Annotated in this window: 11 protein-coding genes; 5 read left to right on the top strand and 6 right to left on the bottom strand. The window is 42.0% G+C overall.

Annotated elements, in window-relative coordinates:
- The first annotated feature begins 249 nt into the window (after window positions 1-249).
- From BR06_RS0106795 to BR06_RS0106780, 4 genes are all read left to right on the top strand, one after another.
- A complete protein-coding gene (locus BR06_RS0106795; RefSeq protein ID WP_031481586.1) occupies window positions 250-936 on the top strand; it encodes a LexA family transcriptional regulator in 687 nt (228 codons plus the stop codon).
- Between the two features lie 188 nt (window positions 937-1,124).
- On the top strand, window positions 1,125-1,979 hold the full coding sequence (panB, locus tag BR06_RS0106790) for a 3-methyl-2-oxobutanoate hydroxymethyltransferase (RefSeq protein ID WP_031481584.1): 855 nt from the start codon (window positions 1,125-1,127) through the stop codon (window positions 1,977-1,979).
- Window positions 1,980-2,020: 41 nt separating this feature from the next.
- Window positions 2,021-2,290: a hypothetical protein gene (locus BR06_RS0106785; protein WP_031481582.1), complete on the top strand. Its 270-nt coding sequence runs from the start codon at window positions 2,021-2,023 to the stop codon at window positions 2,288-2,290.
- Between the two features lie 6 nt (window positions 2,291-2,296).
- Window positions 2,297-3,262, top strand: coding sequence for a membrane protein (locus BR06_RS0106780; RefSeq protein ID WP_031481580.1), 966 nt, complete (start codon window positions 2,297-2,299; stop codon window positions 3,260-3,262).
- A 92-nt stretch (window positions 3,263-3,354) separates the two neighbouring features.
- Here BR06_RS0106780 and BR06_RS0106775 read toward each other — a convergent pair whose 3' ends face one another.
- The 3 genes from BR06_RS0106775 to BR06_RS0106765 all read right to left on the bottom strand — a co-directional run bounded on the left by BR06_RS0106775 (window position 3,355) and on the right by BR06_RS0106765 (window position 7,099).
- On the bottom strand, window positions 3,355-4,536 hold the full coding sequence (locus BR06_RS0106775; protein ID WP_051676950.1) for a hypothetical protein: 1,182 nt from the start codon (window positions 4,534-4,536) through the stop codon (window positions 3,355-3,357).
- 79 nt (window positions 4,537-4,615) lie between these two features.
- Complete coding sequence (locus BR06_RS0106770) at window positions 4,616-5,212, bottom strand: 3'-5' exonuclease (protein ID WP_031481576.1); 597 nt, start codon at window positions 5,210-5,212, stop codon at window positions 4,616-4,618.
- Window positions 5,213-5,497: 285 nt separating this feature from the next.
- A complete protein-coding gene (locus BR06_RS0106765; RefSeq protein ID WP_031481574.1) occupies window positions 5,498-7,099 on the bottom strand; it encodes a peptide chain release factor 3 in 1,602 nt (533 codons plus the stop codon).
- Between the two features lie 383 nt (window positions 7,100-7,482).
- Between BR06_RS0106765 and BR06_RS0106760 the strand changes: the two genes are divergently transcribed.
- Window positions 7,483-8,457, top strand: a complete 975-nt coding sequence (locus BR06_RS0106760) for an SAM-dependent methyltransferase (RefSeq protein ID WP_031481572.1) — start codon at window positions 7,483-7,485, stop codon at window positions 8,455-8,457.
- Window positions 8,458-8,459: 2 nt separating this feature from the next.
- On the opposite strand, the gene BR06_RS0106755 is transcribed toward BR06_RS0106760, so the two are convergent.
- The 3 genes from BR06_RS0106755 to BR06_RS0106745 all read right to left on the bottom strand — a co-directional run bounded on the left by BR06_RS0106755 (window position 8,460) and on the right by BR06_RS0106745 (window position 16,686).
- On the bottom strand, window positions 8,460-14,861 hold the full coding sequence (locus tag BR06_RS0106755; RefSeq protein WP_031481570.1) for an AAA family ATPase: 6,402 nt from the start codon (window positions 14,859-14,861) through the stop codon (window positions 8,460-8,462).
- A 176-nt stretch (window positions 14,862-15,037) separates the two neighbouring features.
- Complete coding sequence (locus BR06_RS0106750; protein WP_031481568.1) at window positions 15,038-16,051, bottom strand: nickel/cobalt transporter; 1,014 nt, start codon at window positions 16,049-16,051, stop codon at window positions 15,038-15,040.
- On the bottom strand, window positions 16,048-16,686 hold the full coding sequence (locus tag BR06_RS0106745; protein ID WP_084154046.1) for a DUF1007 family protein: 639 nt from the start codon (window positions 16,684-16,686) through the stop codon (window positions 16,048-16,050). The genes BR06_RS0106750 and BR06_RS0106745 overlap by 4 nt, the downstream gene beginning before the upstream one ends.
- Window positions 16,687-16,699 lie beyond the last annotated feature (13 nt).

Below are 16,699 nucleotides of genomic sequence, written 5' to 3'. Positions count from 1 at the left end.
TTAGGTGTATTAAAGTCTCTATTAGTTTAAATAAACTTCGTGAAATTTTTCTTAACGTAGTAATATATCGTTTCTTGTTGTTTTTAATTTATAATAAAATGGCATAAGGATTGACTCCAAGGTATTCTTTATACATTTATTTTTTTATAAAATTGAGTGTTTTACAATAAGTTATTCAAGCTTCCCGCTTATTTTGTGTGGGAGTTACAGGTGGCTTTAAAACCGCCTGACCCTTAGGAGGGCATATACATGTCTAAATGGTTTGATGAGACTTTAGAAAGAATTAAAAAGGCGACCGGCACAAGAACTCAGGTGCAGTTGGCGGAAATTTTGAATATCAGACAATCCAGTATTTCTGATGCAAAAAGACGCAGCTCTATTCCGGCTGAATGGTATATTAAATTATACAGAACGCACGGACTGAATCCTGAGTGGCTTTCTGACGGCATTGAACCCGTTTATTTAAAACCGGGTAAAGGTAAAATATCTGCTGACAACATTCTCAGCGAAACAACAGCGCAGTACGGACAGGTCCAGTCCAGAGGAAGGGTCGTTCCTGTTTCCTCTATGGCTGGAGAAGATTCCGGTGCTGAAAAATGGGAAGCTCAGCAGGTTGGCGAGCTGAATATCCCTGAAACGTTCTATCGACCTTCAATGGTTGTTCTTAAAGTAGAAGGTTCATCTATGGAACCTGCTATTCGAAGGAATGCTTTCGCGGGTATTGATGAGACTCAAAGACGCTTGATGGCGGGCGATATGTACGCAGTACATGTTCCTCATCAGGGTGTAGTTATTCGCAGAGTCTTTTTTGACCCTGAGAATTCTCGCTTTATTTTGCGTCCTGAAGATCCACAGCACCCTGAATTATTCATTCCCGTGCAGGATCAGGATAAGCTTGTTGTTGGGCGAGTTGTGTGGGTAATGCAAGAAGTCTAATTTGGCTTTAAGCTTTGTATTTTAAAAGAGACTCGGGTAATCCGGGTCTCTTTTTTTTTGCACTTTTTCCCATTTAACTTGACGATTCTCCCTCCACTTGCTCAAATTGATTCCGCTTCTTTTAAGTTCGACTTGTTTACGCGATATTATCCCCATTGGATTCATTAAATGATATATGAGGTTTCGGTATGAAAAAAATGACAGCTCCCGCCATTAGAGACCTAAAGGGGCAGCGCAAAATAACTTCGATTACAGCTTATGATTATTCCTCAGGGCAGATTGCTGACGCTGCTGATGTCGATATTATTCTTGTAGGAGATTCACTGGGGATGGTTGTCCTTGGGTACGAAGACACCTTGTCTGTTACCATGGATGATATGTTGCACCACACTGCCGCAGTCTCCAGAGGAGCTTCAAGAGCTTTGATCATCGGCGATATGCCTTTTATGTCTTATCAGCCATCTGTATCTATGGCAGTTGCCAATGCTGGAAAATTTTTAAGCAAAACTGGTGCGCGTGCAGTAAAGCTTGAGGGTGGTTTCCCTTTTCTTGAGCATGTTAGAGCTATAGTTGATTCCGGTGTGCCTGTGCAGGGACATATTGGGCTAACCCCTCAACATGTTGCACGGTTTGGTGGGTTTAAGGGACAGGGTAAGACAGCCAGATCTGCTTCTGCTTTGGTTGAAGAGGCCATCGCACTTGAAGAGGCAGGCTGTTTCTCTATTGTGCTCGAAGCTATTCCTTCTGAGGTTGCCAAGGAAATTACTGAACGTGTGACAATTCCTACAATTGGCATTGGCGCTGGCCCTGACACTGACGGTCAAGTCTTGGTTTACCATGATATTTTGGGTCTTTTTGACCGTTTTGTGCCTAAGTTTGTTAAAAAGTTTGCACAGCTTAGAGGCGATTGCATTGGAGCGGTAAACTCATATTGCGCAGAGGTTCTCGACGGATCATTTCCTGCTGAAAAGAATTTTACCAATATGGATGTGGAAGAATTAAAGATGTTTAAAACTTTGCTAAAAGATAAAGAAAGGGTTTAGTTAGTTCTAAAGAACTTAATTTATAAAACACGGAGTACGTTATGGCACTTGCAGTTTTTGATCTTGGGCTTTCTGTAGAAGCAGTTTCTCTTTTCCTTATGGTTGAGAGTCTTGAGGGTGGAAAGATAGATAAATCCGAGAATTGTACTGCTACGTCTGATCCTGTTACAAAGCAAACTTGTATAGAAAAGTGGAATGCACAAGAAGGCGATTTTGAGGCTGCTGTAAAAGAACTTGTCGCACGGAATATCATTTCAGCAGAACATTCCGAGTTTAAGATTTTAAGCTCTGATGTCTGGATAACAAAGTAGGTTTATTTGTCTTTTTCACCGGATGTTTTGTGGAATGGACTTGGCTGGCCGTTGATACGGCTGGTTCTGTTCATTAGCCTAGGTCTTTTAATCGGTAATATTCTTGAAGGGCTTCGCTGGACGCGGGCTATGGGGAAGGTCGCTACTCCTTTAATACGGATGGGGCGGCTGAAAGATATAAGTGGGGCCAGCTTTGCGTTGGCTTTTTTTTCGGGAGTTGCCGCAAACTCCATGCTTTCCGAAGCTTATGAAAAGGGTGAAATATCTGATAAAGAGTTAGTGGTATCCAACCTTTTTAACAGTTTACCCACTTATTTTCTCCATATGCCTACGGTCTTTTTTATAGCGGCTCCTTTTATCGGAAGTGTAGCTTTTGTTTATGTCGGGCTGACTTTGCTGGCTGCTTGTATACGAACAGTATTGATTGTTTTATGGGGCCGTTTTTGGCTTCCTTCAGACGGATGCTGTGGTAGTATTTCAGCTAAACTGGCAAGCCATGAGCCCAAAAACATAGCCGAAATAGTTTCAAAAGCGTTTAAGAGATTACGCAAAAGATTGCCCCGTGTGGTTTTCATTACGGTTCCTATCTACACAGTGTTCTTTTTTCTGCGTTACTATGGGTATCTTGCTTCATTTCAAGAATATTTAAGCGAGAATTTAAGTTTCCTATCGTGGTTGAATCCGGAGATTTTCGGGATTGTAGCTTTTAGTTTAGCGGCAGAATTTACAGCTGGGCTTGCAGCAGCCGGTTCTCTTTTAGGGGATGGAACTCTCGCACCACGTGATATTGTTTTAGCTCTTATGATTGGGAATATTTTATCTACTCCTATGCGTGCTTTGCGGCACCAGCTTCCTTATTACGCAGGTATTTTTAGAGGAAGAATGGCGTTGAAGCTAATTATTTATAATCAGGCTTTGCGCTCCGCAAGTTTGGTTCTTGTAGGAACAGTTTATTTCTTTGTAAGCATGTAATTAGCAAATAGATGAACACAAAAAAGCCTCTCTTTATTATTAAATAGAGGCTTTTTTGTGTTCAATTGTAAATGTAATTGCAATGAAAACTACTATTGAAAGCTACACTGCCCTTTCTTGTTACATTGAATTTTGCCCAGAGTTGAACCTGCTGAGTCTTTTATCATGCATTTTAAATATGGACTGCCTGAGTGTGAATAGTAACTGCTGAGCATTCCGTAGAATGAGTTTAAAGACTTCTTGGAATTGTTGTTTAGAGCATCACTATTAACGGTTACGTAGAGGGTTGATCCTTTAACGTTGCTTTTAGTGAATAAGTTTGATCCAGTTGAAGTCTTAACATTTAAAAACTGCTTTAACCCGTTACGCTTGGCTTCGTATGTCCTGAGCTTGGTAGTATACAGAGTGGAAGATGGATTAAGCTTTTTCAACGCCTTGTAGCCGTTAATATTCTGATCTATTTTGTAGCTCGGTATTGATTGAACATGGCTCATTAAAAGAGAACTTTCGGCATTGCCTAGAGTTTTTTGGTATGTAGACGGGCATGATTCGCCTAAGCGGTTAAGCTCAGGGTCGTAGAAAAATAGGCAAAAAGCTTTTTGGGGTTTCGGGGTGAGCTTCGCAACTCTGTTCAGAAATTCAGTGGTTGTTTTCTCTGGGGCGCTATCTTTAAGTATGAAAAGATAAATGTCTTTCTTAATTTTAAGGTCTACAATGTTCGCATCTTTTGCTGCTTCTTTCAGGCATCTGCTGACGAACTCGTTTCTGTTTTTTTGAAGCTTAATGCGTTCTTTATAGTGATCTAAGCGGGCTGCATAGTAGCTATTTTGAGGAGCCAGTTCTACAAGTTTTGCATACCCTTGCAAGTTTTCTTCTACTTGGACCGGGTTTAGAGCATAGACATACTTATACAAAAGCTTAATAAAGTTTGCGTTAGTTAGGCTGCCGGTAGTTTTGGATTTAATCTGAACGAGTTTACTGTTTACGATAGCAACAGGGTATTGTGAAAAAGAGCAGCCTGAAGGGGACGTTTGTCTATGAATCGCTGCAATACGTGAGACGAGTTTAATAACTTCCGTTCTATCTGAAGTGTCTAAAATTGCTAAAAAATTGTCGTTTTCGCTTACAATACGTTGCACTCCGGAAATATCAGCGATGTCTGCTTTTAGTTCTTTTACGCAGTTTTCTTGCGCAAGAGCAGGTAAAGTCATGGAGCACAGAATAAATACCATCAAAGGTAGAAGTTTAATATGAGTGGATAATTTGCAGTTCATTTTTATGTAAGGCCTTACTCCGGTAGTATATTAGCTGGCCGGATTTTGATTGTTGCAAGTCAGTCTTCGGGTGGGGAGGCTAGAGAGCTCCCATTTCCTGAAATTTTAAATAGATTTCTCTGCTTACCCAAGCATCGGTCGCTGCATAAGTAATTTGCTGCGGAGATAAATCTTTACGTCCCCAATTGGAGCACTGGACTCCTTTGGAAATGCGAAAACCAAGTAGGTTCGCAGCAAGATTGCGGAGTCCGTTGGTCTGCATTTCAAGAGACCTCGCGAGGTCTCCGAGATCAACAAAGCCTCTTCCTTCGAAATGCGAAACCTGCCTCAGCTCCTTAACATCATTAATTACGGCAACGCCGGTCTTAATAATGCTGGCAGATGAGAGAAGTTTTTTTATTTCATCACAAAGCGGAATGTGATTTAAGTGCAGAAGGTATACGCAATCCCGTGTTGCAAGCTGGATCAGCGAGGGGGGATAAGATAGTCCTTTGCGAAATACTGGTCTGGTCTCTGTATCGAAACCAAGTAAACCAGCTTTGCTTATTTCATCAATGATACAAGGAACATCGTCTTCACAATCAATAAGTTTAATCGGACCTTCGTACTGCCTTAGGGGTAGCTCGTTGATCTCTGCCTTGGTAAATTTCCGTTTATATCTTTCAGGTAATTGCATAAAAATGACGGGGTAGATCCTGATGGTCGGGTTAATGTTCCCGCCGGCCCGTGATGTGTCAGGTTAAAAGTAAGCCTGAAAGATCACGGGGCAGCAGGATTGTATGGCATCCTCTAGTATCGCGAAGTTTTATATCTTGTTCTTCAGCCGACTTTTCGGCAGACGGCTGAAAGCTTAAAGTTAAAACTTTAATTAGTCACTTAGTTGAATATTAGCCTATGACGACTTCGTCAACCCTGAGCAGCAAATTTTGCGGTTAAATCACCTTTTAGATGGTAATTTAGGCTATTGATGCTCTCTGGTTTTCATAAAGTTGATTTTCGGCCACTCTTCTTCCGCTTGCTGTAGTCTCCACTGGCTTGGAGCCAAGAAGGTAAGATTCTCATCTCCGTCAAGGGCTACAAAGCGCGGGTACCGTTTTTTTATACCTTCCAGTTCTTTATGATCGTCGCAGGCAAGCCATCTTGCAGTATGAAATTCAACCGGCTCGTAAATAGCTTCAACGCCGTATTCCCCTTTTAAGCGGGACATGATTACTTCAAATTGCAAAATTCCGACAGCTCCAAGGATGTTGTCGTTGTTTCCTAGCGGTTTAAATAGCTGGACAGCACCTTCTTCTGCTAACTGGTGAAGCCCTTTGTTAAGCTGTTTGCTCTTCAAAGGATCTCGTAGAATCACTCGGCGGAAATGTTCCGGTGCGAAGTTGGGAATTCCAGTAAATTTCACTTCATCCTTTGATGAAGTGAAGGTGTCACCGATTTTAATAGTCCCATGGTTATGTACGCCGATAATATCACCTGGCCATGCTTCTTCAACACCTGTGCGGTCCTGAGCCATGAATATTGTGGCATTAGCAATTTGGAAATCTTTTCCTATGCGATGATGACGGACTTTCATCCCTCTCGAAAATTTTCCAGAACAAATGCGCATAAACGCAATGCGGTCTCTGTGAGCAGGGTCCATATTTGCCTGAATTTTAAAGGCAACAGCTGTGAATTCGCTTTCAAATGGAGACACATCACGCGTGGTCGTTGCACGAGGACGCGGGAAAGGAGCTAGTTCTACAAATGAATCCAGCATTTCTTGAACGCCGAAGTTGTTAATGGCACTGCCGAAGAATACAGGTGTTTGTTTTCCGGCAAGGTAGCGTTCTTTGTCAAAAGGATATCCAGCGCCTTCAAGCAGTTCAAGTTCGTCTCTGAGCTGAGTAGCCTGATCTCCTAGAAGTTCATCAAGACGCGGGCTATTCAGATCTTTTATTATTTCGCCTTCCTGAATCGCTCCGCCGTGAGTTGCTGAAAATAGATGCAGCTCACCCTTATACATATTGTAAGTGCCTTTAAAATCAGATCCCATACCGATGGGCCAACTGAGGGGCGCACATTCAATTTTAAGGGTTTCTTCAATGTCAGCTAGCAAATCAAACGGGTCTACTCCTTCACGGTCCATTTTATTAATGAAGGTGATGATAGGAGTGTCGCGCATTCGGCAGACTTCCATCAGTTTTTTTGTCTGGTTTTCAACGCCTTTTGCGCAGTCGATAACCATCAGCGCAGAGTCAACTGCTGTGAGTACCCGGTAAGTATCTTCGGAGAAATCCTGATGGCCTGGAGTATCGAGCAGGTTGATTTCGAAATTCCGGTAATTGAACTTCATAACTGAAGTTGTAATGGAAATTCCGCGATCCTGCTCCATTTTCATCCAATCGGAAGTGGCATGACGGGCTGCTTTACGCGATTTAACTGTTCCCGCCATCTGGATGGCGCCACCATATAGGAGTAACTTTTCGGTCAGTGTTGTTTTACCTGCATCAGGGTGACTGATAATGCCGAAAGTACGTCTGCGTTCAACTTCTTTTTTAAGAATTGGATCTACTTGTTCCTGCATGAGAATATGTCCTTTACCGGGCTTTGCCAGCGTGACGTTTAATTATATTTTTGTATGAAGACCCCAGCCTTTTTCAGGGTCTTGGAAGTCCGTATCAGGAATTGCACAAAGGTCAAGCTCAAGTTTTTTCAGTATAGGCAAGAAAGTGGTGGAGTTCGAAGTGCTTTCGGGTGATCTCAGCTGTATATTTTGTTTGAATTTTTGCTTTTCAATAGAAATTCGTTTAGTCGTTAGTGGTTGAAATGTAAGTGTGAATTTAGCTATTATAATAAATATTCACATGAATGTCGTGAGTTGTGGAAATGATTTTAAAATAAGGATAAGATCGGAAGATAGTGTCAGCTCCGATTTTTTTAAACAATTCTAGTTAGGGTGCGTTAGCTATGATTCAAAAAGCCAGCCTCCGTTTGTTGCAACGTCCGGCAATGCCGACAACTGTTCTTTCGAGAAGTATTTATAGGGGAACTTCCCTGGTAAGTGATCTCGAGGAAGCGGGTAATCCTGCGACTGAACTTGATGGTCCGTTGTTGATGAACATTCTCGTTAAATTTTTCCATGCTTATGTTTACCCGGGTTCACAGGATCGCGAGGTTTCTCTCGAGGATGTTTCAGTTCTTTTTGATCAATTTGTGCATCGCAGGCTTGGAAGTGATGTTTTGGAAGGGTGTTTGGACGTCCGCAAAGAATTATTGTCATATGGTTTTGCACTTTGCATGTTAGCTGATTTGCCGAAAAGCGCGCATATTTTTAAAGTTATCGCTGAAGGTAAAACTAAGTTTGGCGGGGACGTGTTTACTGGACTCGATATTGGCTCAGGAACCGGAATCTTGATGCTCGCCATGAATGTTCTTGCAAAGCGCAATGGATTCTCCGGCGTGTCTCTTGTAGGGATTGAGCGCAATCAGATAGTTGCAGAGCGTACAAATGATGTTTTAGGCAGAATGGGTCTTGGGAATGTAATTGTTGCAGACGCCAAGAAGAAAGATACCTACGGTTTTCTTGAAGATAAAAAAATTCACTACATCACGAATGAAACCCTACCGAGTGTGAATAGATCACTTTGGAAGGAAGATTTTATATTTATTTGTAAAACTCTACATGATGGTTTTTATTTACAGACTGAAGATGCGGACTTTTTCCCGCAGTCAGTTTTGGTGGGCCGCAGTCAAACCGAGATGTTGACTGTGCTAGATAGCAGTAATGGGTTTCAATTAAAGGGGGATAATTACCCATTAAGACTAATGAAGCCTTATGCAATCAATATGTCTGGAAGCATGACTCCGCTTGAGTCTGTCGGCCATGCTTATGAAAAGTATATTCCAGAAACGTGGAGTAAGGTCTTGACCCGGCGCTGGTAGCGCTATTGTTCTCCAAGGTATTCTTCGAGAGTACTGATAAGTTTTTTCTTTTTAATAGGCTTAGCCATGTGGGCAGTGCATCCGCAATTGATACAGTTTTGAGCATCTTCCTGAAAAGCGTTTGCGGTTAGGGCAAGAATGGGGATTCGTTCCATTTCATGCTCCAATTCATACTGTCTTATGGCTTTAGTCGCTTCGTAGCCATCCATGATAGGCATTTGAATGTCCATCAGGATCAGGTCATATGCTCCCCCGATGTATTTATCGAGCCCCTCTTTACCGTTTTCCGCCATTGTAATTTGGAAGGGTGTTTCTTTTAAGTATAGATCTACAACCATCCGATTGTCTTCGGAATCTTCAATAAGTAGGATTGATGCTCCTTCTTTAGGAATTTCAGGTGAATCAAGGATATCCATCTCGCAGTCGATTTCATCGAACCCATCGATCTCCGTTTTATTTGTATCCGCTGTGTTTATTTCAGTAGCTATAGCCCTTGGCTGAATAGGTCTTTGGACATATGTTGCTCCAAGCTGTTTAGCTCTGGCTGTAGCTCTTGGTTTGGGCTTGGCTTCCATAAGCATGATTAACTTCCACGTACTGCATAAATCTTTCTTCAGAGCTTTGATCACTTCAAAGCAGTCGGATTCCCATTCTGGAGTGCCTACAAGAAGGGCTTTTTTGCGGCTTCCTAAGATAGACATTTCAGCCGCTATGATCGTAGCCTCATTCATGGTTGTCGCAATTTGGACTGTTGCACCTAAATTGCTTAGAGCCTGTTTGAGGTAGGTGCGAGAAGGGCTGTCTTTATCAATTAATAGAACCGAAAGATCATTGAGAGATATTTTTGGGGTTTCTTGCTCAGGAAAGTCTAAATTCATTGTGAATGCAAATGAAGATCCCTCGCCTTCCTGACTACTGACAAATAACCCTCCTTTCATGCATTTAATCATCCGCATACATATTGAAAGACCAAGGCCTGTGCCTCCAAAATTTCTGGTAGTAGAAGAGTCCGCCTGCGAAAATGTTTCAAAAATAGGGTTCATTTTTGAATCTGGGATTCCTATTCCTGTGTCACGTATAACTACTCTGACTAGGCCACTTTCGGTTAATGCAGCTTCGTAGGTGACACTACCTTTATCTGTAAACTTAAGGGCGTTACCGACTAAGTTAACGATAATCTGTCTAATTCTGGTCGGGTCACCTACAATGAGTTTTGGAACTTCCGGCGCAATGTACCAGCAAAGATCGATACCTTTTACTTGTGCTCTAAGTGCGAAGATGGAACCAATTTCTTCAAACAGATCTTCAAGGTTGAACTCGATATTTTCGATCGTGATCTGGCCGGCTTCAATTTTTGAAAGGTCAAGAATATCGTTAATCAGGAGCAGGAGATTTTCTCCCGCATTTTTGAACAGGTTTACATAATTGCGCTGAGCTTTGCTTAGTCTTGATTCCCAGAGCATATCAGCCATTCCTAGAATGGCATTCATGGGTGTTCGGATCTCGTGACTCATGCTGGCAAGAAATTCACTTTTGGCTTGATTGGCTGCATCAGCCGCAACTTTGGCTCGTTCAAGCTGTCTCGTCTTTTTCTGTTCAGTAATATCTTCAAGGACGCCTTCTAGGCACTTGCTGTTGCCGTCGTCATCATGATGAAGTGACGCCGTCATATTTACCCAAATCGGAGTTCCGTCCTTCGTTTTCATTTCTACTTCTCTTTCCCGCACTGTGTCGCCATTTAGCAGCTCATTGAGAATGACGTAGTGGTTTTCTTTATGAAGAAATAGAGATTGAATCGGTGTGTTCTGAAAAGTGTCCCATCCGGAATATCCGAACATTTTTGCTAGGGCTCTGTTGCCTTTAACCAGTTTTCCTTCAAGGTTCGCTTCAGCCCGGTAAGCCCCGACATTGATATTTTCTAACAGTGTGCGATGCTGAGTTTCAGATTCTCTGAGGTCTGAATAAAGTCTGGCATTTTGAATTGAAATCGCAGCCTGAGAGCAGAGCAAGTTGAGGACTTCCAACCGTTCCTCGGTGAAAACTCCCGGGCTCAGATTGTTTTCAAGGTATAAAACGCCACGCATAACTTGCTGGTTTATTATGGGCATGGCCAAAACTGACTTTGGCTTGTTTCTGATAATATAGCTGTCGATTGTGAAGGGCCCTTGTGCGCTTGCATCTCTCAAAACAATATTATCTTTTGATCGGAAAACATAGTTTACGATGCTTTCGCAATAGGACTTTGTGTCTACACTGGGTTTAACCTGTGTCGTAATTCCTTTTTGAGTGACGGATGCATGTGCGGTCAGTTCAAGTCTGTTCTTATTGTTTAGTAATAATGTGGCTTTTTGCGCTCCGGCATTTTCGATGACGATGCGCATGAGTTTGTCGAGTAGTCTGGCGAGTACTATTTCTCCTGAAATCGCTTGCGAGGCTTTCATTACAGCCGAAAGATCGAGAGAATTTGATCTTTTTGATTTAGTTAGGTTTTGCTGAGAGTTTATGTCCATGACAGAGGGGGTGAACTCTTCCTGTAGAGAATGATAGTTCGCAATGAGTTGCTGAACTTTCGCTTTTGCTCCCCATTCACCGTAATATTGGCACGCTTCGGATATTAAAGAGGTGGCGGACCTTTTTCCTCCTATCTTAAAATGGAATTTGCCTGCCAATTCACAGGAAAGCGCAGCGAAATTGTTAAAGCCGTTTTTCAAGCTGGTACTTGTAGCTTCTTCGTATAATGATAACGCAGAGTTCATGCGTCCAGTTAGCTGATGATATTCAGCCGTTGCCAGAAGATGGAGATGCTGGAAGTTTTCCGGGCAGTTGTCGCTCCATACTTTGAGCTTAGAAATGGATTTTTTTATTACTTTTCTGTATCTTCTTTGATGATCACTTGAAACTTCTTCGTAAACAGCCGCCATGTTTATAACGCTAAAGAAATGATAGATTGGAACATTTAGCATTCCAAAGAGAGACTTTTCTATGGTGCCTTCTAACTCCTCAATGATCTCAAGAGCCTTGTCATTAAGTCCGAAAAAAGAAAGCGTAATTAATTTTGATATTTTAGCCCAATGAAATATTACTTCAGAACTGCTGTTCTTTGCCGCTCCTAGTAATTGTTTTTCATTAAAATATTCATCGTCAAGAAAGCCCGGTGTGTAGGTTTTTCCTTCGAGGCTTTTAGAAATCTGTTTGATCAGCTGCAAGATGCCTGTGCTGAGCATATTCGGTGAATTGTGGAGCACATTAAGGTATTTATCTACATCTGCAATAACGTCAGTAAGAGTGTAGCCTTGAATAAATTTATAGTAGGCAGCAAAATAACTGGCATATCTGGCGTAAGTTGTATCCCCTGTTAAGTGGCCAGAGTGAAAAGCATTTTCAAGTGTGCTGATGTTTTGCGATAGCGACACATGCCAGTGATCATGGGCGCAGCCACGAAGCAGGTTTATTTTTGTTTCAAGTTCAGTGTTTTTAAACCGCTTATTAAGGTCTACTGCAAGCCGTGTGTAGTCCTTTGACTTATCAAAAGAGAAGTCCTTTGCAGCTAAGAACATTGCGTAAAACATATAACCGAATGAGGAAGACGGGGCATTTCCGTGTTTCAGGGAAAGCCTGAGCATTTTTAAAACAATAAAAAAGACAAGCTGTTTGTTGTACATATATGCTGGCGCAATGGTGTGCATCATTAGCTGCATAGTTTCTAGCATTTCAGGGTGGCTCATATCTGGAAGATTGTAGAGATCTTCTACCGTTTTATTGCGGAGCAGAAAGTTTGTTTTGAGCAGCTCAGAAGTCAGAGATACATTACTCGGGTGCTCTGGAATTTTCATGCCGAACAGGGAAAGGAGATCTAGAGCGATCTTGACGGCATCCTTATACCTACTCTTGTTTGTGTAGATCATTATTTTCGCAAGTTTAATTTGAGATAAATCTTGCCTGTTTTTAACATGTTCGAGCATTAAGTCGAATATTTCTTCAGCTTTCTTAGGCCCTCCACTCATGTATTCACATTCAAACCAATCAAGATACAGATTGAATGTTGAAGTGTAGTTTTCCGCCCAGCAATTTGGTTGCTGTAATTGCTCTGCTGCGTAAAAATATTTTGAGGCAAGGTCAAAAGCGGAACTCCTTTTGGCTTTTCGACTAGCGCGACAAAAAATATTTGAAGCTATCGTACGTTCGGTTTCTCCTGAGATGGTTGAGAAGCTTGAGTTGAATTGCAGTGCAATATCAAAGATCATCTCTTCGATTTCAGAATCTTCGAAAATTTGCAGCATGGTGCGGCCGATTTTTAAGTGAAGAGATTCTTTTTCCGCCAGTCCCAGCAGGGAATAGGCGGCTTGCTGAACCCTGTCATGCATGAAAGACAGCTGCGGAGCCCACTTAAGATTAAAGTCTGTTAGAGTTGCACCAATAGGGGTTTCGTCACTTGAAATAATAAGGCCATCGTGGAGAGCTATATTTAAAAATGAAATGACTTTTTCCTGAGGAAGATCCACGACAGCGATTAGGGTTTTAAGATCAAATTTTCCACCAATGCAGGAAGCAACTTTTAATATGGACTGTCCTTCAATCGATAGATTGTTAATTTTGTCTGCCATGAGCTCGACAATATTTCCATCTATGGACATTTCACGGATAGCATTAATATCCCATTCCCATCTGCTCTTATCATAGTTGAACTTTATGAGATCTGCTCTGTACAAATTACGGAGGTATTCGCGAACAAAAAGAGGATTTCCGCCGGTGCGGTTGAATATCAGCTTTGTAAGCTCTCCTGCGCGAGGTCGGTTTGTTCGGAGAGTCCGAGTGATTAAGCTGAGCACTTGCTGTGGTCCGAGTCTACTGAGGGTTATAGTTTCGACTTGTTTGTCGGATCTTTTAATTTCCGCAAGCATAGACTTAACTGAGTTTGCAAGAGAATTGTTATCTCGGTACGCACCTATCAGCAGAAGATAGCTGGTTTCATTGTCTGCAATAAGTTCATTGATCAATGTTGTTGTAGATGTGTCAGCCCATTGGAGATCATCAATGAATAAAACCAGAGGGTGGTCAAGGTTCGGAAATATTTTGATGAAATTTTTAAATACTAAATTAAACCGATTGCGTGCTTCCGTTAAGGGTAATTTTGCTGGGCTCTTTTGTGGCCCAATAAGTAGCTCCAGTTCAGGAATAACTTCGATTATTAAACCTGCATTAGAGCCGAGTCTTTCGATAATATGGTTTTTCCAGGCGCTGATTACAGGCGCGGGGTTTGTAAGCCTTTTGCGGATTAATTTCTGGAAGGCTTGAATTAGCGCGCTGTAAGGAATATTGCGCTTGAATTGGTCAAACTTACCAGTGATAATCTCGCCCCTTGCATGGGCAACATGATTGCGGAGTTCATTGATGAGGGTTGTTTTGCCTGAACCTGGCTCTCCTCTGACCATGACAACTTCGCAACTGCCTTGAGTGGTTTTTTCAAAAATTTTCAGCAGAATATGCTTTTCGTTCTTTCTTCCGAATAGACGTCTCGTAAGAGTGAATGTGTCTGAAACATCCCTCTCTCCCGGTCTAAAGTTTTCAGGAAAATAAGAACTTTCGCTGATTTTGAGGCAAGTTTTTAAATCTTGTTTAATTCCGTATGTTGATTGATATCTATCGCCTGGATTTTTTGCGATCAGCTTTAAAATGACAGAAGAAAGTTGTTCTGTAATCTCTGGGTTAATTATGTGCGGAGAGGTTGGTTCTTGCGCAAGGTGGCAGTGTATTAATTCCAAAGCATCCGTAGCATTAAATGGAAGTTCGCCCGTAAACAGCTCGAAAAGAGTTATTCCCAAGGAATAGAAGTCCGAACGGCGGTCAAGAGAGTCGCTTATTCTACCGCTTTGTTCTGGTGAAATGTATGGGAGGTAGCTGTCAGATATCAATCCTATGTTTGTTCCAGATACAGAGTCGGAAAGGCGCGAGCAAAGTTGAAAACTGGTTAGCACAACCTCGTGCATATCATGAGATACCGCAAAACTATCAGGCTTGATGTTCCTGTGTAGAAACCCTTTTGCGTGAACGCAGTTCAGAGCATTAACGGCTTTGATGGCGAGAATGATCTTTTGATGAAGGTCGATGCCAGGTCTATTTATAAAATGGTCTAAGAGTTCGTATCCTTTATCTTCAAATATCAGGGCAAGAGAGTTGTCTGTCTGGTGCAAAGCAATAGGGTGAATTGCTCCTATCTTTCCGATTTCAAGAGAGGTCGCATATTCATTTTTAATTCCGGCCAAGAGTCTGGGGCAAGGCAGTTTTGATGTCGGAGTTTTAATGAGCACAGGAGATCCATCGTAGTCTCTTACGGCTCTGCATAAGGAAAGGTCCTCCTCAGAAAAAATAGGAGTAACTTTTTCATATCCGACAAGATCAATCATAACAAATAGCTCCCTGTAACTCATCGACAACTAATAATATTAAGTAGAATTCGTAAAAACAAAATAATTTGATTCTTAGATAACATTAATAATCGGGGCTGTCATGAAAAGAGTGTTTTTTGGCTGCTTGAGGGTATGTGAGATAAGTAAATATCTATAGATAAAAATTGAGAGGGTTATCCTAGGTGGGAACTAAGCATTAATGTTCCGAATAGAATAATAATGAGAGACCCTGCAAGGGACAGAGTTGTATAGATAATTTGAGTCTTTCTACCTCTGGATGCGTGGTCCATTGCTGTCCTAGTTTTTGCTGCAGCGAAAGCAAAGAGCGAAGTGGTCAGGGCCATGCCGGTTGCGAGAAAAAGCATGGCTATTAATCCCGCCCAGAGAATGCCGGTAGATAAGGTGTACACAAGAATAATTGCCGCGCCGGGGCAGGGAACTAGCCCAGTGACAAAAGCAACTGATGTGATCTCTTTAAGGGAGGCGCACTTGGCAGGGGCTGAATATTCTTCATTCTTTTTTTTGAAGGCAGAGATTAGAGTGCTTAAAAAGAGCCACAAACCGATGAGCATTACTAAACCGAAGCTTGCCGTTTGGAGATGGCGATTGAAATTTTCGAATCCTGACATACCACTGCTGAGGAGCAAGTAGGCGACACATACTGTAACAGTTGCGGACCCTACATGCACAAGAGTTATAGCCCATGACATGAACGCCGCTGTGCGAATTGTTCCGCGCCGTGAAATGAAATAGGCGCAGACTACCGATTTCCCATGTCCGGGTCCGATTGCGTGCACCACTCCATACGCAAAAGAGAAAAGTAGAAACAGCCAGAATGATGTGCCGAAGGAATCTTTTTTTACGTCACGGGCAAAGCCGGTCATTTTTGAGCGGAGATCTTTTTGTAGAATGGTTATTTTAGTTAAGACTGAACTGAAGAAACTACTGGAATGAGAAATTCTTAGGTTCGCTTTTGAATTAACTTTTTGATTTATTGATGAGCTTGTTAAGAGGCTTTCTTTTGGGCTGTTTGTTGTGAAAATAGCACTGTTTTCAGTTGTTGGGCTATCCTGTTTCTTTTGGGGAGAAAGAAAAGGATTTGTAGCACCGGAAGCTGCTGGGACAAAAGAGGTTGTAACTGCCATTAGTAACAATGGCAGGAAGAGTGAGATGATTATTTTTTTCATTTAGGGCCAAAAGTAAGCACTGCCGCTTCGGGAGTCATCTGTACGAAAAGGGCAGCAAGAGCTTCGGGAACATCTACTTCCAGATTTGCTGCGATTGAACTCGGCAGTCCATTTATTTTATTTGTTAAATTAAGCTGAATGGCGGTGTATAGGCTGTCATCATATATAGCTGAAATTATGGTGTGTTTTTTGCCATCTTCTTTTACACGGCAGGGTATGAAAAATTCATAAACAAGGGTTGAATCTTCAATGGTGGGTTTGAATTCTGTTGCGTTCGTAATGGTATGCTTGCGCCCGTCAACAAGGATGGTCGTGAAGTAATCAAAGTTTTTGAGGTTAACAAAGGCTCCATTTTCAAGTGCTTTTGCTTCTTCCGGGGAAAGCTTGTTGTCGTGGTCTACATCAAAATCTCCAAGTATCATGGTCGCAAACATTTCATCGAACCACCATTTTTGCCTTATTCCGCGAACTCCTTCCGCATCGAACTCAAATGTAAGTGTGCAGTCCACAAATACATGAGGATGCGCGGCGGCCTGATTCGGGCTGAGCAGTATGAAAAATGAGGCTGCACAAAATGAAAAAAACACAAGTGCGGAGCGCAGTTTTTTTGCGGGATGATCTGGGATAATGTTCATATGGGGACAATGG

Source organism: Maridesulfovibrio frigidus DSM 17176, from assembly GCF_000711735.1.
Taxonomy (GTDB): Bacteria; Desulfobacterota; Desulfovibrionia; order Desulfovibrionales; family Desulfovibrionaceae; genus Maridesulfovibrio; species Maridesulfovibrio frigidus.
This window is presented reverse-complemented; position numbering and strand designations above follow the sequence as displayed.